Below are 21,837 nucleotides of genomic sequence, written 5' to 3' on the forward strand. Positions count from 1 at the left end.
GAGGCACGAACCCGGGCCCGCGCCCCGCCCCGATCCCGAACTCGCCGCCGGCTCCGGCCAGATACGCCTCGACCAGGGTCCCACCCGCCAGTCGGCCGTGCAGTTCCCAGGCGATCATTCGATGCAGCCCGTCCAGGTGCACGATCCCCTCGCGCACCGCCAGGCCCGCGTAGTCCACCGTCTCGACCGCGCGGGTGCACAGGTAGAGCGGCGTCATCGGCGCGTCCCGCTGCCAGTCGAGTTTCTCCGCACAGACCGGATTGTTGTGCGTATACCGCCCTTGGGTCGAGCGCAGCCGGCGCACCGTCGCGGCCAGGGTCAGTCCGCACGGCGGCACCAGTTCGAAGGTGCCGCCCTCGCCCAGGTGCCACGGCAGGATGATGCCGAGCAGCGTCGCGCGGTCCAGTTCGACCCGTAACCATCCGCCCGGCAACGCGTCCGCGAGACGCAGCAGTTCCTCGCCTTCGGCGTTGCTGTTCTCCGGATGGTCGCCGTCGACCGGGTGGTCGTGCCGGAATCGGTCGAAGACGACGTCGAAGGGCACGGTTTCGAGAACCTTCAAGAATCGGATCCATTCGGGTGACAAGCGGACGGGCGGACGGGCGGGCGGCAAGGCGAACGGGCGAACGAACAGCGGGGGCACGGTGGAACGGGCCGTCGGTCCTCAGGCCGGGTAGTGCGTGAAGTGGTGTTCCGCGAAGAGTTCGGGCCAGTGTCCGCGATCGAGGCCCAGTTCCCGGGCCCGATCGAGCACGTGTCGCCAGTACGGTTTCACCGGCGGCCAGCGGGTGCCGCACTGTCCGTACGAGCCGTCCACCATGTAGCGCGGCCTGCCGCCGAACGCCGGACCCGGCCGGCGGGTGTGGAACAGGGCCGAGTGCAAGAGCACCGTGGAACCGGGCGGCAGGTCGTCGATCAGCACCTCGCCGGGCAGTTCGGCGCTGCCCAGGTGCGCCTTCGCGTCCTTGTCCGCGACCTCGCGGTGTGAGCCCGGGAGTACCGCCAATCCGCCGACGGAGGCGTCCAGTCCGCCGAGGTAGTGCAGCGCGTGGATCATGGTGTACGTGCGATCGTGTTGCGGGGTCTGTTCGTAGTCGTGATGCCAGGCCTTGCCGTCCGCGCCTGCCGGGCGCCGGTCGCTGTGCAGGTGATGGAACACGAAGTCGGCGCCCATCAGCACCCTGAGCAGGGTCAACAGGGGCGGGTGAGTGGCCAGTTCGCCGTGCGCGGCGAGTTCGATCTCGACCGACGGGGGCGGACCCGGCCGGCTCGGATCCACACACGCGGCGATCGACCGCTCGCGCAGTCCGGAGTCCACCCAGTGGTCCACCTCGACTTCGAGCCGGGATACCAATTCACCGGGCAGGAAGCCCGGTAACAGCAGGTATCCGCACTCGGCGAATCCGTCGATCCGGCTTCCGTCGACCGCCACGGTCGGCATTTTCGGCATATGGAATTTCCCCCGCGTCGATGGTGCCCGGCAGCCGGTCCACCGGTGGAAGCGGAATACCGCCTCGCAGTTCTCGGGTGGAAAATACGTGACCGGCAGGAAAACGGAACGTGATCGAGCCGATACAAGAAATATCCATTGCCGAGGAGATCCATGCACACATTCGACAGATTGGCCGGAACATTTCCCCGGCGGCCGGAGCGGCCGGGGGTGGGCCTCCCGGTGGCCGAAAACGGCGCGAGGGCGTCGAAAAACGTCGAGTGCGCCCGGGCGTTCGACCCACGGCCGAACACCCGGGCGCGTCGGCCCATACGAGCGGGGAAGACCCCGGCCGGTTCAGCCCATGAAGGTCAGCCGTACCGTCCGGTCCGGGTTGTCCCGGTTGGTGTCCACCATCGTGACCGACTGCCAGGTACCCAGCGCGAGTTCGCCACCGATCACCGGCAGCGTCGCGTGCGGCGGGACCAGCGCGGGCAGCACGTGATCGCGCCCGTGCCCGGGACTGCCGTGCCGATGCCGCCATCGGTCGTCGGCCGGCAGCAGATCCGCCAGCAGTGCGAGCAGGTCGTCGTCGCTGCCCGCCCCGGTCTCCAACACCGCCACGCCCGCGGTGGCGTGCGGCACGAACACATTGAGCAATCCGTCCCGGCCGCCGGCCACCTCCCGAAGGAACTCGGCACACATACCGCTCAGGTCGTACACCCGCTCCTGCCGGCCGGTGCTGACCCGGAAAACCTGCGACACGACACGCTCACTCATCCCGCCATGCTCGCGCAGTCACACCCCGGTTCCGCGTCCTCGACACGGTCGCGGTGGGGATTCCTTTGCCTTCGGCCGAATGCGTACGGACAATATGGAGCAGTACCTACCTGTCGGTAAGGATGGCTCGGGATCGGTGGGGATCGGCAGGGATCGCCAGGAACGGGAGACGCGCATGGCTCGGCGTTACCAGTGCGGCCTCGATGCCGCCATGGATGTCATCGGCGGCAAGTGGAAGGCGTTGATCCTGTGGGCGCTGCATGTCCAGGAGCGGCGCTTCGGTGAGTTGCGCCGGGCGGTGCCCGGTATCAGCGAGAAGATGCTGATCCAGCAGCTGCGCGAGATGGAGGGCCGGGGAATCGTGCACCGCGAGGTGTTTCGCGAGGTCCCGCCCAAGGTGGTCTACTCGCTGACCCCGCTGGGGCGCTCGCTCAACGAGGCGCTGTTGCCGCTGGGCGTGTGGGGGCACGAGAACGTCGAGCAGATCGTGGCCACCGCGCCCGCGACGGCCGGCGCGCAGAACCCTGCGCAGCCCGCCGCGTAGGCCGTTTCCGGGCGAAGTTTGCGGCATCGGCGAATGCCGGGAATAGCGTCGAGGGGTCTGATATAACCGCGCGGACGCACTCTGGGTGAGTCCTTGTTGACTTTTCGTAGCGCTCGCCGTAATTATTTCGGCAGCGAATATCCGGATTGTCTGCGACGTCTTCGTTGAGCCGCCGGGGTGTGAATATATGACCGAATACGTCCGAGTGTCCGAACAGTTGGCGCTGCCACGCGGTCCGGTCGATCCGATCATGGCCTCCGCCCGGCGGCTCGACACGTACCCGGTGCACGTGTGCCTCGACGAGGCCACCGCGCTCGCGCGGCTGTGCACCGAGATCGACGGTCGGCGCGTCGCCCTGATCACGGACGACACCGTCTACCGGCTGCACGGGCGCCGGATCGCCGAACGCCTGTCCGCGACCGGGCTGGACGTGGTGCACACCTCGTTCCCGGCCGGCGAGGCGAGCAAGAGCCTGCCCACCGCGAGCACCCTGCTGGACTGGCTGGCCGGCACCTCGCTCGTCCGCCGCGACATCCTGCTCGCGGTCGGCGGCGGCGTGGTGATGGACACGGTCGGCTGGGTGGCCAGCGCGTACATGCGCGGCATCCCCTACATCAACGTGCCCACGACGCTGCTCGCCCACGTGGACGCCGCGCTCGGCGGCAAGGTGGCCATCGACCATCCGTCCGCGAAGAACCTGATCGGCGCGTTCTACCAGCCCAGGGCGGTGGTCTCCAACGTCGGGTATCTGAGCACCCAGGACCGTCGCGGGCTGCGCGCCGGGCTCGCCGAGGCGATCAAGACCGGGATCATCGCCTCGCCGGAGTTGTTCGAGCTGATCGAGCATCGGCATGCGGCCATCCTGGCCGCCGAGCCGGTGCCCACCGCCGCCCTCGTGCATGCCTCCAGCGTGCTCAAGTGCCGGTTGATCGCCCGTGATCCCTATGAGCGCGACCTTCGCCGGCCGCTGAACTTCGGGCACACCGTCGGCCACGCGGTGGAGACCGCGACCGGCTACGGCCCGGTCCTGCACGGCGAGGCGGTCGCGTTCGGAATGGCCTGCGCGGCCCGGATCGCCGAACGACGCGGGCTGCTCGACCCGGCCCTGTGCGCGCGGGTGACCGGGCTGCTGGACCGGGTGCGATTGCCCACCACGCTGGCCGGATTGCCCGCCCGGCTCGACCCGGCGACCACCGTCGAGGCGCTCGGCCAGATCCGCAAGATCCGAGACGGCCGGCTGCGGTTCGTGCTGCCCACCGCGCTCGGCGAGACGGTGATCACCGACGACGTCAGCGACGAGGAGATCCACGCCGCGCTCGTGGTCTCCCCCGCCGCCGAGGTCTCGTTCGCCCGCAGCCACGGAGGCACCGATGACTGAGCTGGATGTGTTCGTGGTCGGCGGCGTCGGTGTGGACATCATCGTCCGCGTGCCGGAACTGCCGCTGCCGATAAGCGATTTCAAGGTCCCGCCGATCCGGCAGTACGTCGCGCACACCGGCAACGGGGTGGCGCTCGGCTGTCGGGCGCTGGGTCTGCGCACCCACTTCGCGGCCGTGCTCGGCGCCGACCCGGAGGCGGACTTCGTGCTCGCCCACTACGCCGAACAGGGCCTGTCCTTCGCGCACGTGTCCCACCCCAGCGGTACCCCGCGCAGCGTCAACCTGGTCGGCCCGGACGGCGAACGACTCTCGCTGCACGACAGCCGGCTGCCCGCGGACCTGGTCGTCGACCCCGAGTTGTACCGCCCCGCGCTCGCCCGCACCCGACATGCACACGTGTCGATCGGCGGTTGGTCCCGGCCCGCGCTGGCCGAGGCGATCGAGGCGGGCGTGTCCACCTCGACCGACCTGCACGGCTGGGACGGGAAGGACCCCGGCCGGGCGGACTTCGCGTACGGGGCCGACCTGGTGTTCACCTCCACGAACCGGCTCGGCGACCGGGTCGAGGAGGCCGCGCGGGACGTGCTGGCCCGGGGCCGGGCCAAGATCGTGGTCGCCATGGCGGGCGGCCGGGGCAGCTTCCTGGTACTGGCGGACCAACCGATGCGGCACGTACCGGCGCTGCCCATGCGGGTCGACGAGGTGGTGGACACCAACGGCGCCGGGGACAGCTACGTCTCGGGCTTCCTGTACGCCTACCTGGCCGGCCGCGACTGGGCGGGCTGCGCCGCCGCCGGCACCCACGCGGGCGCGCACGCCGTGCGGACGGCGGGCACGCACACGTCGTTCGTCACGGCGAAAGAGTTGGACCGTGCGCTCTCCTGACGGGGGCGGGAGAGCGGTCGGCGGGTGCCTCGCAGGTCGGCTCCGGAGGCGGGTCGCAGGGCGCCTCGGAGGCCGGCCGGGGCGGCGGGTCGGTGGGTGTGGCCGGCTGGACAATGCCGCTCGGGGTGACGATGGCGTCCCGAACCGTACATCCCGCGCGGACCGTTGCGCCGGGCAGCAGCACCGAGTGCAGTACGCTCGCGCCCGGCTCGATCCGGCAACCGGGGTGCACGACGCTGTGCTCGACGTGCGCCCCCGGCGGTATCTCGGCGCCCAGCAGACTCCCGTCGACGTAGCGCGGGAAGCCGTCCGGCAGGCCCGCCAGGGTGCGTGGGAGCGCCTCGGACCCGATCGGGTGCGGTTGCTCCGCGAGCCGCAGTTGCTCGGTGCGGTAGCGCTCGACCGTGCCGATGTCGGCCCAGTAGTCGGGCACCCGGTAAGCCGTCACCCGGCGCCCCGCGGCGATCATCGCGGGCAGCACGTCGCGGCTGATGTCGTGTTGCCAGCCGTCCTCGCCGAGCGCGGCCAACTCGGCCAGGACCTCGCGCAGCGCGTCGATCCGGAACACGCAGAACGCGGTGAACACCAGGTCCGACGTCGGCCGCGCGGGCTTTTCGACCAGCGCTCGGACCCGCAGTTCCGAATCGGTCTCGACCATCCCGAACAGGTGCACGTAGCGACGCTCGATCCGCTGCACGCCGATCGTGCAGTCGGCGCCGGCGGCCCGGTGCGCGGCGACCAGCGGCGCATAGTCGAACACGTAGACGTGATCCGCGTGTTGCACCAGCAGGTCGCTCGCGCCCGGGGCGAACAGGTACTCCGCGTTGGCGAGCAGCGCGTCGGCGGTGCCGCGTTCGGCCGGGCGCGCGGGCAGGATCGCCCCCGGGCCGCTGCGGGCCAGTGCGTCGTGTGGGCCGAAGTGCAGCCGGGTGCCCGGATGTTCGTCCCAATGTGTGACCAGGTGCCGGACCAGGTCGGATTCCCGGTGCTGGGAGAGCAGGACCAGTTCGGGCAGGCCGGAGCGGATCGCGTTGGCCACGCTGAAGTCCACCAGCCGACACGACGCGGCGTACGGCACCAGGGGTTTGCACACGTCGGCGGTGAGCGGGCCCATGCGCTCGCCCAGGCCGCCCGCGAGCAGCGCGCCGCGTACTCCGTCGAGCGTCACCAGGTCCGCCCCTGGGCCGGTCCGGCGGGTATCAGGGTGCGCAGCAGTACGAGCGACGTGGTGATGCCCTGCTCCGTGGGCAGTAGGGCGTCCTCGTGTTCCACGTAGATCACTCCCCGGTAGTCGTCGTCGAGCAGCGCGGCCACGATGGCCGGCCACGGCAGTTCGCCGGCGCCGAGTGCGCGGAAGCGGATCGCCGGGCCGGGGCCATAGCGCGACCAGCCGGCGCCGCGCGGCGATTCGGAGCCGGACCAGCGCTGGAGGTCCTTCGCGTGCACGGCCGCGAGCCGCTCGCCCCAACCGCGCACAGCCGCCACCGGGTCGTGTCCGGTGGCGGCGAGGTTGGCCGGATCGAGGCACAGGCGAACACCGCTCACCGCCGAGAGCAGTGTTCTCGCACTTGCCGGGTCGTACGCGACCTGCTTGGGGTGCGGCTCGAACACGACCCGCACGCCCACCGCGTCCGCGAGATCCAGGATCGGCCGCGCGGCAAGCGCCCACGCATCCACGTTGTCCTGCCAACTCGCGTCGCTGCCCGACCAGGACAACCAGCGCGCCAGATCGGGCACCCCCAGCATCAACCGGGCCAGCGGTGCGCCGAGCCCGGCGGCCAGCCGTACCGTGTCGAGCGCGGCGCGCAGCCCGTACGCCCGCTTGGCCTCGGCCGTCCCGACGAGCACCGGGTCGGTGTGCGGCCCGTGCGGCCCCAGCACCAATTGGGTGTCCCGGCTGTTGCTCACACAGCCCACCTCGACCCCGGCCGCCGCGCATTCCTCGCGTACCTCGCGATGCAGCCCGGGATCGGTGAGCCGCCCGCGGTCCACCAGCGCGAAGTGGGCGTCCGCGGGCAGATCCACCACGCCCACCCCCGCATCCCGGGCCACCCGCAACGCCCCGCTCAGCCCCATGGGCGCCAGTGCGGCCAGACACAGCCCGAGCCGGATCGGCCCGGCCTCGTCCGCGCGTGCGTGCGTTCGGCCGGCGGCGGATTCCGTCCCGGGCTGCCGGTGTCGCGGGACCCCTCGTGGTGCCCGTTCGTGCGGTTGCCCGGTCATCGGCGATCCCCCTCGCTCGGCTGTGCCCCGGCCCATCAGAGGTTGCGGATATGTGCCCAACTCTTGGGTGGTGAACCCTCGTTCGCCAGCAGCGCGGCATACACCGCGGCGACCGGATCGGCGATCACGGTCGGCGGTTCGGCCGCGCCCAGTTCGCCGACGATCCGCCGGCTCAGCTCGGCGGCGTACGGCGGACACCCGCGGAATACGCCGCCGTTGAGCACCGCCCGCCAGGTCCCGGTCAGCCCGGCCGCGTCCCGGGCCGCGCGCACGCCCGCGATCAACTCGTCCAGGCCGGCTCGCACCACCTCGCCCGCCACCGCGTCGCCCGCCTGCCAGGCCGCGCACACCTCCGGGGCGAGTGCGGCCACCGCCGCCTTGGGGAACGGCTCGGCGGCCAGTCGGCGCGCGAGTTCGCGCGGGCCGGAGGCGGCGAACAACGACGTCGGCCGCCCGCGCCCGTCCGCCCCGCGCACGGCGGCCCGCAGGCCCGCCTCGCCGAGCGCGTACGCGCTGCCCTCGTCGCTGCCCAGATACTCGCACCCGCCGATCACGACGGGTGGGCCCGCGTCCGGCCCGGCACTCGCCACGCAGGCCGAGCCGGTGCCGGCCACCACCACGACGCCGCGCCCGGACAGCGGCGGCGTCAACAGCAGCGGCGGCACGTCGCCGGAGACCACGAGCCGGCCCAGGAAGCCCTGCCCGCGCGCGAGCGCGGCCAGTCGGTCGATCGCCTCGGGCGCGGTGTCCATGGTGATCGTCGAGCTCGCGAACCAGCCGACCGACGCGCCGCCCAGGTCTGCGGCCATCTCGGACAACAGTTGCGCGAGCGTCTGCTCGGCCGCCGCGCCGGCCGAGGCGGGGTTCACCGACTCCCGGGTGTACCGGATGGTGTCGAGCACGATGGCCGTGGTGCGCGTGCCGCCGGCGTCGATCGCCCAATACCTGCCGGCCCGGTATCCCACGGTCGAAAGCCTCCCCGGTCCGTCGAAGTGCAATGCGCCGAAATCCAATGCTCCAGGTCACGCTACCCGTGCGGGATGCCGGCCGAGAGTGGTGACGGGGCAGTACGGTGGGCGGCACTCTCGGTCACCCCTCACGGACGGAGCGTCGATGCGGCACGGCGGCGGTGTGCTCGGGCTGGTGGCTCCCGCGACGAGTTGGGGGCTGTTCTGGGGTGGTTGGGCCGCGCTGATTCCCACGCTCAAGGACGAACTGGCGCTGGACGACCGGCAACTGGGCCTGGCCCTGTTCGCGGTCCCGGTCGCGGCGGTACCCGCGATGTTGCTCACCGGGCCGCTCGCGCGGCGACTCGGGCCGCGCACGCTGCCGTTGGTGACCGCCGCGTTCGCGCTCGGCACCCTCGCCGTCGCGGCGGCCGGATCCCGGTGGACGTTCGCCGCCGCGCTGCTCCTGATCGGTGCGGCCAGCGGCGCGATCGAGGTGGCGCTGAACGCCACCACCGCCGCACGCGAGGCGCTCACCGGCGAGCGGCTGTTCAACAAGGTCCAGGCGGCCACCCCGCTGGCGATGGTGCTCGCCGCCCCGGCGGTCGGCCTGGCCCTGCATCTGGGCGCGTCCGCACGGGCGATCCTGGTGGCGATCGCCGTGCTGGTCGCACTCAGCGCGATCCTGGCGATCGACCGGCGGCGGTGGCAGGAGCAGGAGCTGGACCCCGAGCCGGCCGCCCGGACCGACCGCGCGCACGGCCGGCTTCTGGTCGCCCTGCTCGTGGTCGGCGCGGTCGGCGGCACCGTGCTGCTGATGGAGAACACCGTCGAGCAGTGGGGCGCGATCCATCTCGCGGACGACCTCGGCGCGGGTTCGTTCCTCGCCGCGTGCGGCCCGGCCGCCTACATGGCCGGCCTGTCCGTCGGTCGCATGCTCGCCCAGTGGCGCGGCGAACGCGTCGGCGACCGGGCGCTGGTGCTCGTCGGCGGGGCACTGGGCGGCCTCGGACTCGCCGTCGCGGCGGCGGCCTGGTCCACCGCGAGCACGCTCGCCGGGTTTGCGCTCGCCGGCGTCGGGCTGGCCCCGGTCGTGCCGACGCTGCTCGCGGCGACCGGGCGCGCGGTCGCCCCGCAGCAGCGCCCGCAGGCGATCTCGCTGGTCACGACGGTTTCGTACGCGGGCTTCCTGGGCGCTCCGCCGCTGGTCGGCACCCTGGCCGGGCACCTCGGCCTGGGCACCGTCCTCGGCCTCGTCGCGCTGTGCGGGGTGGTGGTGGTGACGGGAAGTCAGGCGCTGCGGCTGCTGCCGACCGAGGGGACCGGTGATCCGGAGGCCGATGCGGGTACGGATCCGAGGGCGGACCCGGCGGGCCCGGTGGACCCGACTGTGGGCTCGGCGGGCCGGAGCGAGGACCCGGCGACGGATCCGGCCGGCCGGACCGACGGTGCGGACGACCGAGGTTCGCCGCACGGCCCGAGCCGATCGCACGGGTCGAGCGAGCCGAGCGGATCGCGCGAACCGGGCGGGCCGAGCGGTTCGCACCGGCCCGACCGGCCCAATGGGCCGAACCGGAAGGGGGTTTCCCGATGACCCGGGTCCTGGTGTTCGGGTCGGGGTACATAGCCGGCCACGTCGGCACCCGGTTGAGCCGCCTCGGCCACGGTGTCGTGCTCGGCTCGCGGCGCCGCCCGCGCACTCCGGAGACCCGCGGGCTGCGCTGGCTCCCGGTGGACGTCGCCGATCCGGGCCAGGTGCGTACCGTCGTCGATGCGGTCCGCCCGGACGCGGTGGTGGCCGCCCACGGGCCCTCGGACATCACCTGGTGCGAGGCCGATCCGGCCGGGGCGGCGGCCGTACACGCGGCCGGGGCCCGGCATGTGGTCTCCGCGCTCGCGGGTCGGACCGCGCGGACCCTGCTGATCTCCACGGACAACGTGTTCGCCGGACACGCGGACAGCTGTACCGAATCCGACCCCACCGCGCCGGCCAACGCCTACGGCCGCGCGAAACTGGCCGCCGAGACCGCCTATCTGGCCGGCGGCGACGCGCTCGTGCTGCGGGTCAGCCTGGTGTACGGGTGGGACCGGGCCGGGCTGCGGCCGAACTTCTTCACCACGTGTGCCGAACGCCTGTCCGTGGGCGCACCGGTCGCGGTGCCGGACCAACACTGGAACACGCCCGTCCTGATCGACGACGTGGCGGCCTGGACCACCGCGCTGCTCGACTCGCCGCACACGGGCGTGGTGCATCTGGGCGGTCCGCGTCGGCTCTCCCGGGTCCGGTGGGCCCGGCACATCGCGACGACCTACGGCGTCGACCCCGCGCTGGTGACGGCCGTGCCGCAGGGGGACACGGCGTACGCGTGCCGCCCGCGCAACGCGTGCCTGCACAGCGAGCGCGCCGCGCACCTGCCCGAACTTCGCGGGCTGGCACCGGTGGACGTCTTCGCCGCGGACGCCGCACTGATCGCCGCGCCGGCGGAGCACCCCGCACCCGGGCCGCACCGGACCCCGGACACCCCCGACACCGCAGCCGCACTCAACACCGACGCTTCAGCCACCCTCGACGCCTCAGCCGCCTTCGACGCCCCCGTCGTCTTCGGAAGGGACCAGCCCTGATGGACCGTCATCTGTTCCTGGCCAGCAAGCGCGCCGCCGTCAGTTTCGCCCCGGATCCCGAGCGCGGCACGTTGCGACCATGGCTCGCACCCGGAGGCACCGGAAACGTGGTCGCCGAGCAGGCGGGCGTGCTCGACGTCACCTGGATCGCCAGCGCGGATACCGACGACGACCATCGGGCGGCCCGGGAGAATCCGAACGGCCTGGACCTGCGGTTGCGTTCCGGCCGCGACATCCGGGTCCGCCTGCTCCGGCACGATCGGGACACCTTCGAGGTGGTGCAGAACTTCCTCACCGCACAGCTGATGTGGGCCGCGAACAACTACGGCTGGGACAGGTGGAAGACGCCGACCTTCGGGACCGAGACCTACGCCGCGCTGGACCGGTTCGCCCGGTTCACCGAGGACTTCGCCGGTGCGCTGCTCGCCGACTCGGCCGACGTGGCGGACCCGGCCTACCTGGTGCACGACTACCAACTCGTCGGCGTACCCGCCAGGTTGCGCGCCGTGCGAACCAACGCGCCGATCCTGCTCTTCGTACACATCCCGTGGCCGTCGCCGGACTATTGGCGGATCCTGCCCAAGGCGATGCGGGTCGGCATCCTGGAGGGCATGTTGCCCGCGACCACCATCGGCTTCTTCGCGGAGCGCTGGTGCCGCAACTTCCTGGACTGCGTGGCGGATCTGATACCCGACGCGGAGGTGGACCGGAACGCGGGCGTGGTGCGTTGGCGCGGCCGGCGCACCGGGGTGCGCACGATGCCGCTCGGCTACAGTCCGCTCGCCCTGGAGGCGGACCGGCCCCGCCTCCCGGAGGGGATCGCGGAGTGGGCGGGCGACGCGCCGCTGGTGGTGCACAGCGGCCGGACCGACCCGATGAAGAACGCCGAACGTGCGGTGCGGGCCTTCGTGGCGGCTCATCGCCTGGAACCCTCGGTGCGCTCGTCCAGGTTGCTGATCCGGATGAATCCCAATCGGCTCTACGTCGAGGCGAACGCCGAATACCTGCGCCGCGTGGAGTACACGATCGCCGAGGCGAACGCCGAACTGGGCCCTGACACCGTGCGGTTGCACTGCGACAACGAGGTCGAGCACACCATCGGCTGCTTCCGTCGGGCCGACGTGCTGATGTTCAACTCGACGGTGGACGGCCAGAACCTGAGCACGTTCGAGGCACCGCTGGTCAACGAGCGGGATGCGGACGTGATCCTGTCCGAGATGTGCGGTGCGGCGGAGATCCTGGGTCCGGTCTGCCGCACGGTCAACCCCTTCGACCTGGTCGAACAGGCCGAGGCGTTGGTCGCCGCGCTGACCGCACCCGCCGCCGAGCGCAAGGCGGCGGCCGAGCGGCGGCGCCGGGTGGCCGAACCGTGGACCCTGGAGGCCTGGGTCCGCACCCAGTTGGCCTGGCTGGACGCGGACCACCGCGATGACTGAGCCGGCGCGCGAACCGTCGGCCGGGGCCGTGCAGGTCGCGCAATACCAGTTGGGCAACGCGGTGTTGGTGCGCGGCGAGGGCATTCGTTCGTGGGATTCCACCGGCCGGGAGTATCTGGACTGTGTGTCCGGGACGTTCAACCTGGTGCTCGGGCACAACCATCCCGAGGTGATGGCGGCCGTGCGCGCACAGACCGAGGAACTGGTCTTCGCCTCCTCCTCGTTCCGCACCGAGCCCACCGACCGGCTGATGTGCGATTTGGTGGACCTGGCACCGGCCGGCCTGACCCGGGTCAACCTGCGCAGCAGCGGCGGTTCGACCGCGAACGAGGGCGCGATCAAGATCGCCCGACACCACACCGGGCGGCGCGATGTGATCGTGCCGTTCCGGGGCCACGTCGGGCAGACCATCGCGGCCACCGCGTTCAACGGCAGCAGCCGGATGCGCGCGCCGTTTCCGGCACACGCCGCCGGCGCCCTGCACGTGCCCGATGCGTACTGCTTCCGCTGCTTCTACCGGCAGACTCCGGACACCTGCGGAATGTTGTGCGTGGAGCGGATCGAGGACTTCATCACGTACGCGAGTTCCGGCAGCGTCGCGTGTGTGTTGATCGAGCCGATCAGCGGGATGGGCGGCAACATCGTGCCGCCGCCCGGGTATTTCCAGGCGCTGCGGGCGCTGTGCGACGAGCACGGGATCGTGTTGATCTTCGACGAGATCCAGACCGCGTTCGGCCGGACGGGCGAGATGTTCGCGGCGGACCACTTCGGCGTCGCCCCGCACATGATGACCGTCTCCAAGGGCCTGACCGGCAGCGGCCTGCCGCTCGCGGCGATCCTGACCGAGGAGCGGATGGCCGACTGGGACCGGTCGCTGCACGGATTCACCTACGGCGGCCACACGCTTGCCGCGGCGGCGGCGGTCAAGACGTTGGAGATCGTCCGCCGACCCGGGTTCCTGGCCAACGTGCGCCGGGTCGGGGCGATCCTGAGCGAGCGGCTGCGGGCGCTCCAGCGTGAGCACCCCGTGCTCGGCGACATCCGCGGGCCGGGCCTGATGATCGGCGTGGAGCTGGTCCGCCCGGACGGCGCGAAGGCACCGGAGCTGGCCCAGGCGTTCCAGCGCCACCTGCATGCGCGGGGCATCCTCACCCGCGTGTCGGAACACGGCCTGGGCAACGTGATCGAGTTGCGCCCGCCGTTGATCCTGACCCCGACCGACGCGCATCTGATCGCGGACGGGTTCGGCGAGGCGCTGGAGATGTTGCGGACGCAGACGGCGCACCCGGGGCCGACGGCGCAGACGGCGCCGGCTTCGGCGGCGCGCTTGGGTTCGGCTGCGGCTTCGGCTTCGGCGACGCGCACGGGTCCGGCTCCGGCTTCGGCGCCGCGCACGGCTTCGGCTGCGGCGGCGCACGCGGGTCCGACTCCGGCCCCGGCGGCCCGTACGGCTGCCGCAGCACCCACCGCCGCCGCGGCGCGGTCGGGGCCGGAGACACGGTCGGTACCCGAGGCGCGCTCGGGTCGCCCCGCCGCGGGGACACCGTGCCCGCCGGTTCGACCGGCCGAGCCCGCGGCGGCGACCACGACCACCCCCTCGGACTCGCGGGAATGAGGGTCGAGTTGGGCCCGGACGGCCCCTGTCTGCGGCACGACCGGCCGGACCCGCCGGCGGGTGAGCACCGGGTGTCGATCCGGGTCGAACTGGCCGGCCTGTGCCGCTCCGACCTCAAGGAGGTGGCCCGCGAGCGGCACGGCCCCAGCCAGTTCGGGCACGAACTCGTGGGCGTGATCACCGAATCCACCCTTCCGGATCGGCTGCCCACCGGTCGGCGGGTGGCCCTGGACCCGAACGTCCGGCTCGCCCGCACCACCGGCTTCGCGACCGAGATGTACGCGGCCGGGCCGGCCGACCGCCTGCTCACCGCACTCCCCCGGGTCCCGGACCTGCTCCCCTCCCGTCAGGCCGTGTTCGCCGAACCGCTCGCGTGTGCCGGGCACTGCGTCGCGGCACTGGCCGGCCACCTGGGCACGTCGCCGGCCGGCCGCCGGGTCGTCGTGCTCGGCGCGGGCGCAGCGGGTCTGCTGATCGCCCGCCTGGCCGAACTGGCGGGCGCCGACGTCACGTTGGCCAATCGCAGCGCCGACCGGGCGAAGTTCCTCCGGGACCGGGGCTTCGAGGTGTGCGCCATCGCCGCGCTGCCCGCCTCCACCTTCGACGCGGCGGTGATCGCCACCAGCTTCGTCCGTCCGGACGTCCTGGCCGACGCCCTGCACGTCCTCGTCCCGTCCGGCCTGGCCCTGCTCTACGGCGGCACCGCGCCCGGCGACGAACTGTCGGGCCTGCCCGTCGACCTGGACCATGTCCGCCGGCACGAACACGCGGTCCACACCACGTGGTCCGGCCGCCCGGTCACGGTCGCCGGCAGCTACGGCACCACCTCCGCCGACTTCGCCACCGCCCTGACCACTCTCCCGAGCCTGCCCGTGGAACGCCTGATCACCGACGAGATCACCCTCCCCGAACTCCCCACCGTCCTCCGTGAGCAACTCACCGGCCGCCCCCTCGGCAAAACCGTCATCCGGCCGTAGATCCGCATTGCCCCTCGTCAGCCACGCACAGCCGGGCGCTCTTCGAGCCCGGCCACAAGTCGCTCCCGTCGCTCCTTGAGCTCGGTCGGGGACCCGCATGCTCTCCAGCCCGACCTGAGCCGCAAGTTCGTCACACACCGCCTGAAGATCGCTGCACACCTGCTCGTGCGCACAAAGCCTGTCCTCGACCCGACGCGCCAACCGCGCATGCCTACGGTCGGCCCGACGCGGCCGCCGACTACCCCCGGTTCCACGAAGTGACCCCGTAGTGGTGTGCGCCGTGGTGCATGCGGCTCGGCATGTAATCACGGCGCGGCACGGGCGCACCCAGGCGCGAGAACGGCGCTCGGCGAAGGTGCGCGCGCACTCCTCCGGGGTCGAGGGCACGCCGTAGGATCCCGAACATGACGATTTCGCTGGGCGATGCCGCCCGCAAGCTCCTCGACGGGGCTCACCCGGCGGTGTTGGCCACCGTCAATCGTGACGGTGGGCCGCAGACCTCGGTGGTGTGGGTCGGGCGCGACGGGGACGACGTGCTGATCTCGTCGGAGGCCGGCCGTCTGAAGGAGCGCAACCTGCGTCGGCAGCCGCGCGCGAGCCTGACCATCTACGATCCGGCCGATCCCGACGTCTACCTGGAGGTGCGCGGCACCACCACGATCACCGAGGACGTCGACCGTCGGCTCGCCGTCGCGTTGGCCGAGAAGTACGAGGGCCCCGGCGCGGGCGAGGAATACCTGGCGCTGCCCCCCGAGTCGGTCCGAGTCGTCATCCGCCTCACCCCAACCCGACTCACCGGCACCGCAACAACCTGACCACCCCTCACACCCCCACCCGAACCGACCCCCAAAAACCGACAGCCGACCAACCCCTCCACGGCCCAGGCAAGCCACCACACAGCCCGGACACGCCATCTACACAGCCCAGGCAAGCCGTCCACAACCCAGGCAAGCCATCTACAGCCCAGGCAAGCCATCCACGGCCCGAGCACGCCACCAACAGCCCGGGCAAGCCATCGACAGCCCGGCCGGCGTTTGAGGCCACTCAGCCCGGCCGGCGCCTGAGGCCAATCAGCCGGGCCGGCGCCTGAGGCCAATCAGCCCGGCCGGCGCTTGAGGCCACTCAGCCCGGCCGGCGCTTGAGGCCAAAAGCCCCGGCTACCGAAGCCGCAACGCCCAACGCGCCCCATTCCGACTGAGATCAACCCGCCCCAGCGGCCCCACATCCAGGTGCCAAAACACCTCCACAGCCCCGCGCAGCGCATGCACCGCGACAGCCCGCGCGACGATCGAGTGCGTGATCGCGACCACCCGCCCGTGCCCGCCCCGCGCCTGCTCGTCGAGCCAACTCGCGGACCGGTCGAGCACCGAGGCCAGCGACTCGCCGTCGTGCGGGGTCGCCTCCGGTTCGGCAAGCCACGCGGCCACCCCCGCCGGGTCCGCGGCCAGCACCTCGTCCAGCGTCCGCCCCGCCCAGGTCCCGTGGTCGCAGTCGCGCAGCGCCGGCTCGATCAACGCATCCACCAGACCGATCGCGACCGAGGTCTGCGCGCAGCGCAACTCCGGCCCGCGCACCACCCGAAGCAATTTCCCGCCGACCGGCGGCGCCAACCGCTCGGCCGCCGCTCGACCGTGCGCCGTGATCGGTTCGTCCAGCGGGAAGGCGGCCCGCCCGGTGGCGGCGGTGGCGGCGTGGCACAGCAGGGTGACCCGAGTACTCACAACACGCCCCTGCGCAGCCGGCGCCCGACCGACCCGGCACGATCCACCCCACCAGCCCAACCAGCCCAACCCGCCCGACGAGTCCAACCAGTCCAACCGACGCAATTCACCCGATCTGCCCGATTCGCCATGATCCACCCCGCCCGATCCGCCCGATCCACCCGGTTCAAGACTTGCACAAAGATCTCGGCCGGCGGCCCGCGCCCGTTGACCCCGTCGGCGGGCGACCCCTAGATTCCGATCGACCTCGCGTCGCGACGAGGAAGCCGGTGAAACTCCGGCACGGGCGCGCCACTGTGATCGAGCAACCGACCCCGCGCGAGCGGGATCCGGGGCCGTGAGTCAGACCCTCCCGCGACGCACCCCGTATCCGGGCGCGTTGCCCCGAAGGAGGATTCCGTGGCTCAGGCCGCCGTTCCCCGTCCCGCCGTCACACCGATCACGATTCCGGTCAAGGCGATCCTGCCCTGGGCCGCGTTCGCCGGGGCATTCCTGCTGTTCCTCGTCTACTTCGTCGCCTCCGAACAGGGCGCGGTCGCGCTCTTCTCGGGATCGGGTGTGCACGAGTTCGTGCACGACGGACGACACCTGCTCGGCTTCCCCTGCCACTGACGGTTGCCCGGTCACACCGCGCGACACGTAGGGAACAGGTATCGCGCGACCCGTCGACGAGGCGGGTCGCCATACAGGAAGTCGACATCACGCATGGTGCGAAATCTGTTGATCCGCGGCATGCTCACCGGCGTGCTCGCCGGGGTTCTGGCGTGGGTGTTCGCGTGGGTCTTCGGTGAGCCGGAGGTCCGGAACGCGATCGCGTTCGAGGAACACGAGGCGGGCGCGCACGGCGACCATCCCGAAGAGGAGATCGTCAGTCGGGGCGTGCAGAGCACGATCGGCATGCTGACCGGCGTGGGGGTGTACGGGATCGCCATCGGCGGCCTGTTCGCCCTCGTCTTCGCCTTCGCGTACGGCAGGATCGGGCCGTTCCGCCCTCGTGCCACGGCCGGGCTGCTGGCGCTGCTCGGGTTCGTGACGGTGATCGTGGTGCCGTTCCTGAAGTACCCGGCGAACCCGCCGGCGGTCGGCGACCCGGACACCATCGGGCGGCGCACCGCGCTGTACTTCGGCATGCTCGCGCTGTCCGTGCTGTTCGCGGCGGCCTCGGTACTGCTCGCCCGGCGGCTGACCCCGCGGCTGGGGGTCTGGAACGCCGTCCCGCTCGCGGTCGCGGCGTTCGTGGTCGCGGTCGGCGTAGCGATGTGGGCGATGCCCACGGTGAACGAGATCCCGGCCGAGTTCTCGGCCACGGTGGTATGGCGTTTCCGGGTCGCCTCGCTCGGTATCCATACCGTCATCTGGACCACGTTCGGCCTGGTCTTCGGGCTGTTGGCGGAACGCGTACTCTTCCCCGTCGCCGATCCGCGACCCGAATCGCGGGTCCCGGCCGCCGCCGGTTGACCGGGTCGGTCCACGAGCGCCGGCCGGGCCCTCCCAGGCCCGGTCGGCGCTCGTGACCGCCACCCTCAGGGTGTGAAGTGATCGAGCGCCGCGAAGCGCACGCCCGTGAGGTTTTCCGATACGTCCCACAAGCGCGCGGCGACGACCTCGTCGAGGGCTTTCGGGGACGGGGTCATCCGCTTGGGGCCGGGCCCGTAGAACTCCCCGCCGCGCGCCTCGGGCGAGGTCGCCGCGTACAGCGACGGGATCGCGCCCTTGTCTGCGGACTGGAGGAACAGCCGCATCATCAGGCTCATCACGCGCGGCAGGGCGCCGATGTTGGTCGCCGTGGTACCCGGGTCGCTGGCCACGCTGACCAGGTCGACGCCGGCTCCGTCGGCGCGACGTTGCAGTTCCAGGGTGAAGAGCAGGTTCGCCAGCTTGGACCGGGCGTAGCTCGAGTTCCGGCCGTACTTGCGCTCCGCCTGGAGGTCGTCGAAGTCGATCTCGCCTTCGGCGTGGTTGTCGCTGGACACCGTCACGACCCGCGCGCCCGGGCCGGCCACCAGGAGCGGCAGGAGCAGTCCGGTCAGCGCGAAGTGGCCGAGATGGTTGGTGCCGAACTGCTTCTCGAACCCGTCGGTGGTGACCTGGCGCGAGATCATCCCGACCCCGGCGTTGTTGACCAGGATGTCGATCCGGTCGAGCCGGTCGACCAGCGACTTCGCCAGGTCTCGGACCGAGGCCAGGTCGGCCAGGTCCAACGGGACGTACTCGACACGGGTGGACGAGGCGCGCTTGCGGATCTGCGCGACGGCCGCGTTGCCCCGTTCGGGGCTGCGGCAGGCGACGAACACGTGGGCGCCGTGCAGGGCCAGTTCGAGCGCGGTGGGCAGGCCGATGCCGCTGTTGGCGCCGGTGACCACGGCCGTGCGGCCGGTCAGGTCGGGAATGTTCACCGTCGGATCCCCTCTACGCCGTGCGTGCGGCATCCAGCAGGGCCCGGACCGCCGCGGTCGTCCGGGTCGCGTTCTCCTCCGGGGTCGCCTTGCGCAGGTCCTCGGACAGCACCTCCACCGACAGCGGGACGTCGACGCCCTTGTCCGCCAGGGTGCGCACGATGCGGATCAGGTCGAAGTCGCCCTCGCCCGGCAGGAGCCGGCTGTTGACGCAGTCCTCCTGCAGACTGCCGTTCGGCTCGGCGGCTCCGTCGCACAGCTCCACGCCGGTGATGTGCCGGGCCTCGACCCGGTCCAGGGCGGCGAAGCCGTGCGGGTCGCGGGACAGGTGCCACGCGTCGATCAGGAGTCCGCCGTTGGGTCGGTCCGCGGCGATGACCACCTCGGCCGCGACGCCGTAGTGGAACGCGGGGAACACGGCGAAGGGTTCCAGCTCCATGGTCAGCCCGCGGACGGCGGCCCGGTCGCACAGCGCGGCGAAGCGTTCGGTGATCTGCTCGATCGGCGGCAGCTCGGCCGGGGGGAAGAACACCGCCGACGTCTTCACCCGAGTGGCTCCGAACAGGTCGGCCCAGGCGAACAGTTGCTCCTCGGACGCGCGCGCGTTCGCGCCCTCCTCGCCGTCGGCGTGCCAGCCGAGCAGAAGCTCCAGCTCGCCGACCACGACGCCATACTCTTTGAGGATGCCCAGGATCGTCGCCTCCGACTCGGTGGCCAGGAGCGGTTCGAGCTCGTAGCCGCCCATGCCCATCCCGGTGGAACCGACCCCGGCCACCGCGGCGACCCGCTCCCTGAACGAGTCCCGAACCGGTTCGGGCCAGATCGAGCCCGCCAGGTGCGGGTGGGCGAAGAACGGATTCCGCTGGTCGAGAAGGCTCATGTCGTCGTGATCTCTCTCATCCGTGGTGTTCGGTGTCGGGCACGTCGTCGATTCGGATATACGCCTCATTGAATCCGTGCCCCGTGACGCGGTGCCAGGGCTGCGTACCCCTAAACGCGACCGATGTCCCCCTATCCGGAGCACCCTCCGCGCGCTTCGCGCAAGGACCCAAACGCCTTTCCACACACGCGAGTTGAACCTAGGGGCACACCCCTGGCACTTAGGGGTCGATTCCCCTGGCCCACCCTTCACCCTCATGACATCAATGAAATGTATTAGGCGCCTTCGCGTCCCGATTCCAATCGATTTCAAGAATGGGGTTCGACACCGTGACATTCACGCTCACCGCCGGCCGGCGGGTCAGCCTAGACGAAATCGAGTCGGCCGTACGGAACTCGATTCCCGTGGCCGTGGACGACGATGTCCGCAAGCGGGTCCGCCGGTCCCGGGAAACGTTGGTGTCCTTCGTGGACGCCGGGCGAGTGGTCTACGGGGTCAACACCAGCATGGGTGGATTCGTCGATCGGCTGGTGCCGGTCTCGATGGCGCAGGAGTTGCAGGAGAACCTGATCAACGCGGTGGCCACCAACGTCGGTGCGCACCTGGACGACCACACCGTTCGCGCGATCATGCTGTCCCGCATCGTTTCCCTGGCGCGCGGGAATTCCGCGATCTCCGAGGAGAACTTCGACAAGCTGATCGCGGTGTACAACTCCGGGGTCGTGCCGTGCGTACCGGAGAAGGGCTCGCTCGGCACCAGCGGCGACCTCGGCCCGCTCGCCTCGATCGCACTCGTCTGCGCCGGTCAGTGGAAGGCGCGGTTCGACGGTGAGACGCTGTCCGGCGCCGAGGCGCTGAGCCGGGCCGGCCTGAAGCCGATGAAGCTCAGCTTCAAGGAGGGCCTGGCGCTGATCAACGGTACGTCCGGCATGGTCGGCCTGGGCAGCCTGGTCTACCAGCGGGCCCGCCGTCTGCTCGACGTCTACCTCCGGGTGTCGGCCCTGTCGATCGAGGGCCTGCGCGGCATGACCAAGCCGTTCGATCCGCGGGTGCACCAACTCAAGCCGCACCTCGGACAGCGGGAAGTCGCCGCCAAGCTGTGGGAGTTGCTTGCCGACTCGGGACTCGCACGCAACGAGCAGGACACCGAGGACGTGCTCGCGAGCGAGATGGGCACGATCGTCAAGAAGGGCTCCGAACCGATCGAGGACGCGTACTCGATCCGCTGCACGCCGCAGATCCTGGGCCCGGTGCTGGACAGCATGAACACCATCGCGGGCACCCTGGCGGACGAGTTGAACTCGTCCAACGACAACCCGCTCGTGCTGCCCGACGAGGACGACGTCTTCCACAACGGGCACTTCCACGGGCAGTACGTGGCGATGGCCATGGACCACCTGGTGATCGCGCTGGCGACGCTGACGAACCTGTCGAACCGCCGCGTCGACCGGTTCATGGACGCAAGCAACAGCAACGGTCTGCCCCCGTTCCTGTGCCGCGAGGAGCCGGGGCTGCGGCTGGGTCTGATGGGCGGTCAGTTCATGACCGCCTCGGTGACCGCGGAGACCCGCGCACTGGCCGTGCCGATGTCGATCCAGTCGCTGACCACGACGGCGGACTTCCAGGACATCGTCTCCTTCGGGTTCGTCGCCGCGCGAAAGGCCCGGGAGGTGCTCACGAACGCCACCTACGTGGTGGCGTTCGAACTGCTCTGTGCCTGCCAGGCGGTGGACATCCGCGGAGTGGAGGGCCTGTCCTCCGGTACGCGGGAGCTGTACGAGCGGACCCGTGCGCTGGTCCCCTACCTGGATCGGGACATCACCGTGACCGACTACGTCGAGGCGATCGCGCGCGAGATCCTCTCCTGAGTACTGCGGCGAGTGCGGGGCGGCCCCGCCCTTCTCGTCGACGGACCACCCCAGAGAAGAAACCGAGAGCGCCGCCGATTCCAACCCCCGGGAATCGGCGGCGTTTTCGTTGGGTCGGTCACTTCCAAAAAGCGG

General features: G+C 71.4%; 20 protein-coding genes, 1 pseudogene and 1 riboswitch. Of the genes and pseudogenes, 12 read left to right on the forward strand and 9 right to left on the reverse strand.

Annotated elements, in window-relative coordinates; all coding sequences use genetic code 11:
• Positions 1-61: 61 nt before the first annotated feature.
• The 3 genes and pseudogenes from ACFZBU_RS26790 to ACFZBU_RS26800 all read right to left on the reverse strand — a co-directional run.
• Positions 62-643: pseudogene (locus ACFZBU_RS26790) on the reverse strand (DUF6309 family protein); the annotation flags it as partial.
• A 21-nt stretch (positions 644-664) separates the two neighbouring features.
• Positions 665-1,441: a phytanoyl-CoA dioxygenase family protein gene (locus tag ACFZBU_RS26795; RefSeq protein WP_391586250.1), complete on the reverse strand. Its 777-nt coding sequence runs from the start codon at positions 1,439-1,441 to the stop codon at positions 665-667.
• A 345-nt stretch (positions 1,442-1,786) separates the two neighbouring features.
• Complete coding sequence (locus ACFZBU_RS26800) at positions 1,787-2,209, reverse strand: YjbQ family protein (protein WP_391586208.1); 423 nt, start codon at positions 2,207-2,209, stop codon at positions 1,787-1,789.
• A 175-nt stretch (positions 2,210-2,384) separates the two neighbouring features.
• Between ACFZBU_RS26800 and ACFZBU_RS26805 the strand changes: the two genes are divergently transcribed.
• From ACFZBU_RS26805 to ACFZBU_RS26815, 3 genes are all read left to right on the forward strand, one after another.
• A complete protein-coding gene (locus ACFZBU_RS26805; RefSeq protein ID WP_391586209.1) occupies positions 2,385-2,753 on the forward strand; it encodes a winged helix-turn-helix transcriptional regulator in 369 nt (122 codons plus the stop codon).
• A 187-nt stretch (positions 2,754-2,940) separates the two neighbouring features.
• The gene (aroB, locus tag ACFZBU_RS26810; protein ID WP_391586210.1) at positions 2,941-4,131 is read left to right on the forward strand and encodes a 3-dehydroquinate synthase; all 1,191 of its coding nucleotides are present in this window, start codon (positions 2,941-2,943) and stop codon (positions 4,129-4,131) included.
• Positions 4,124-5,017 (forward strand): carbohydrate kinase family protein, encoded by an 894-nt coding sequence (locus ACFZBU_RS26815; RefSeq protein ID WP_391586211.1) that lies wholly within the window; start codon positions 4,124-4,126, stop codon positions 5,015-5,017. Before aroB ends, ACFZBU_RS26815 begins: the two co-directional genes overlap by 8 nt.
• On the opposite strand, the gene ACFZBU_RS26820 is transcribed toward ACFZBU_RS26815, so the two are convergent.
• From ACFZBU_RS26820 to ACFZBU_RS26830, 3 genes are read right to left on the reverse strand one after another with little or no spacing between them, the layout of a single operon-like run.
• A complete protein-coding gene (locus ACFZBU_RS26820) occupies positions 4,983-6,185 on the reverse strand; it encodes a sugar phosphate nucleotidyltransferase (RefSeq protein WP_391586212.1) in 1,203 nt (400 codons plus the stop codon). The genes ACFZBU_RS26815 and ACFZBU_RS26820 overlap by 35 nt on opposite strands.
• Entirely contained in the window at positions 6,182-7,240 is a 1,059-nt protein-coding gene (locus ACFZBU_RS26825) for a sugar phosphate isomerase/epimerase family protein (RefSeq protein WP_391586213.1), read from the reverse strand. The genes ACFZBU_RS26820 and ACFZBU_RS26825 overlap by 4 nt, the downstream gene beginning before the upstream one ends.
• A gap of 35 nt (positions 7,241-7,275) precedes the next feature.
• Positions 7,276-8,205 carry a BadF/BadG/BcrA/BcrD ATPase family protein gene (locus tag ACFZBU_RS26830; RefSeq protein ID WP_391586214.1) on the reverse strand — a complete coding sequence of 310 codons (930 nt, stop codon included), beginning with the start codon at positions 8,203-8,205 and terminating at the stop codon, positions 7,276-7,278.
• 148 nt (positions 8,206-8,353) lie between these two features.
• Between ACFZBU_RS26830 and ACFZBU_RS26835 the strand changes: the two genes are divergently transcribed.
• From ACFZBU_RS26835 to ACFZBU_RS26860, 6 genes are all read left to right on the forward strand, one after another.
• Positions 8,354-9,781, forward strand: a complete 1,428-nt coding sequence (locus ACFZBU_RS26835) for an MFS transporter (protein WP_391586215.1) — start codon at positions 8,354-8,356, stop codon at positions 9,779-9,781.
• Positions 9,778-10,809, forward strand: coding sequence for an SDR family oxidoreductase (locus tag ACFZBU_RS26840; RefSeq protein ID WP_391586216.1), 1,032 nt, complete (start codon positions 9,778-9,780; stop codon positions 10,807-10,809). Before ACFZBU_RS26835 ends, ACFZBU_RS26840 begins: the two co-directional genes overlap by 4 nt.
• A complete protein-coding gene (locus ACFZBU_RS26845) occupies positions 10,809-12,245 on the forward strand; it encodes a trehalose-6-phosphate synthase (RefSeq protein ID WP_391586217.1) in 1,437 nt (478 codons plus the stop codon). The genes ACFZBU_RS26840 and ACFZBU_RS26845 overlap by 1 nt, the downstream gene beginning before the upstream one ends.
• Positions 12,238-13,860 carry an aspartate aminotransferase family protein gene (locus ACFZBU_RS26850; protein WP_391586218.1) on the forward strand — a complete coding sequence of 541 codons (1,623 nt, stop codon included), beginning with the start codon at positions 12,238-12,240 and terminating at the stop codon, positions 13,858-13,860. Before ACFZBU_RS26845 ends, ACFZBU_RS26850 begins: the two co-directional genes overlap by 8 nt.
• A complete protein-coding gene (locus tag ACFZBU_RS26855; RefSeq protein WP_391586219.1) occupies positions 13,857-14,837 on the forward strand; it encodes an alcohol dehydrogenase catalytic domain-containing protein in 981 nt (326 codons plus the stop codon). The genes ACFZBU_RS26850 and ACFZBU_RS26855 overlap by 4 nt, the downstream gene beginning before the upstream one ends.
• A 404-nt stretch (positions 14,838-15,241) precedes the next feature.
• Positions 15,242-15,652, forward strand: coding sequence for a PPOX class F420-dependent oxidoreductase (locus ACFZBU_RS26860; protein ID WP_391586220.1), 411 nt, complete (start codon positions 15,242-15,244; stop codon positions 15,650-15,652).
• A 342-nt stretch (positions 15,653-15,994) separates the two neighbouring features.
• Here the strand turns inward: ACFZBU_RS26860 and ACFZBU_RS26865 are convergent, their stop codons facing one another.
• On the reverse strand, positions 15,995-16,558 hold the full coding sequence (locus tag ACFZBU_RS26865; protein ID WP_391586221.1) for a histidine phosphatase family protein: 564 nt from the start codon (positions 16,556-16,558) through the stop codon (positions 15,995-15,997).
• 261 nt (positions 16,559-16,819) lie between these two features.
• A riboswitch (cobalamin riboswitch) is annotated at positions 16,820-16,906 on the forward strand.
• Between the two features lie 51 nt (positions 16,907-16,957).
• Between ACFZBU_RS26865 and ACFZBU_RS26870 the strand changes: the two genes are divergently transcribed.
• Positions 16,958-17,170, forward strand: a complete 213-nt coding sequence (locus ACFZBU_RS26870; RefSeq protein ID WP_391586222.1) for a CbtB-domain containing protein — start codon at positions 16,958-16,960, stop codon at positions 17,168-17,170.
• A gap of 93 nt (positions 17,171-17,263) precedes the next feature.
• Positions 17,264-18,016, forward strand: a complete 753-nt coding sequence (locus ACFZBU_RS26875) for a CbtA family protein (protein ID WP_391586223.1) — start codon at positions 17,264-17,266, stop codon at positions 18,014-18,016.
• A gap of 65 nt (positions 18,017-18,081) precedes the next feature.
• Here the strand turns inward: ACFZBU_RS26875 and ACFZBU_RS26880 are convergent, their stop codons facing one another.
• Complete coding sequence (locus tag ACFZBU_RS26880; RefSeq protein WP_391586224.1) at positions 18,082-18,954, reverse strand: oxidoreductase; 873 nt, start codon at positions 18,952-18,954, stop codon at positions 18,082-18,084.
• A 13-nt stretch (positions 18,955-18,967) separates the two neighbouring features.
• Entirely contained in the window at positions 18,968-19,834 is an 867-nt protein-coding gene (locus ACFZBU_RS26885; protein ID WP_391586225.1) for a sugar phosphate isomerase/epimerase family protein, read from the reverse strand.
• A 314-nt stretch (positions 19,835-20,148) separates the two neighbouring features.
• Between ACFZBU_RS26885 and ACFZBU_RS26890 the strand changes: the two genes are divergently transcribed.
• Complete coding sequence (locus tag ACFZBU_RS26890; protein WP_391586226.1) at positions 20,149-21,702, forward strand: phenylalanine aminomutase (D-beta-phenylalanine forming); 1,554 nt, start codon at positions 20,149-20,151, stop codon at positions 21,700-21,702.
• The last annotated feature ends 135 nt before the right edge of the window (positions 21,703-21,837 follow it).

This window comes from Embleya sp. NPDC008237, assembly GCF_042956465.1.
Classification (GTDB): Bacteria; Actinomycetota; Actinomycetes; order Streptomycetales; family Streptomycetaceae; genus Embleya.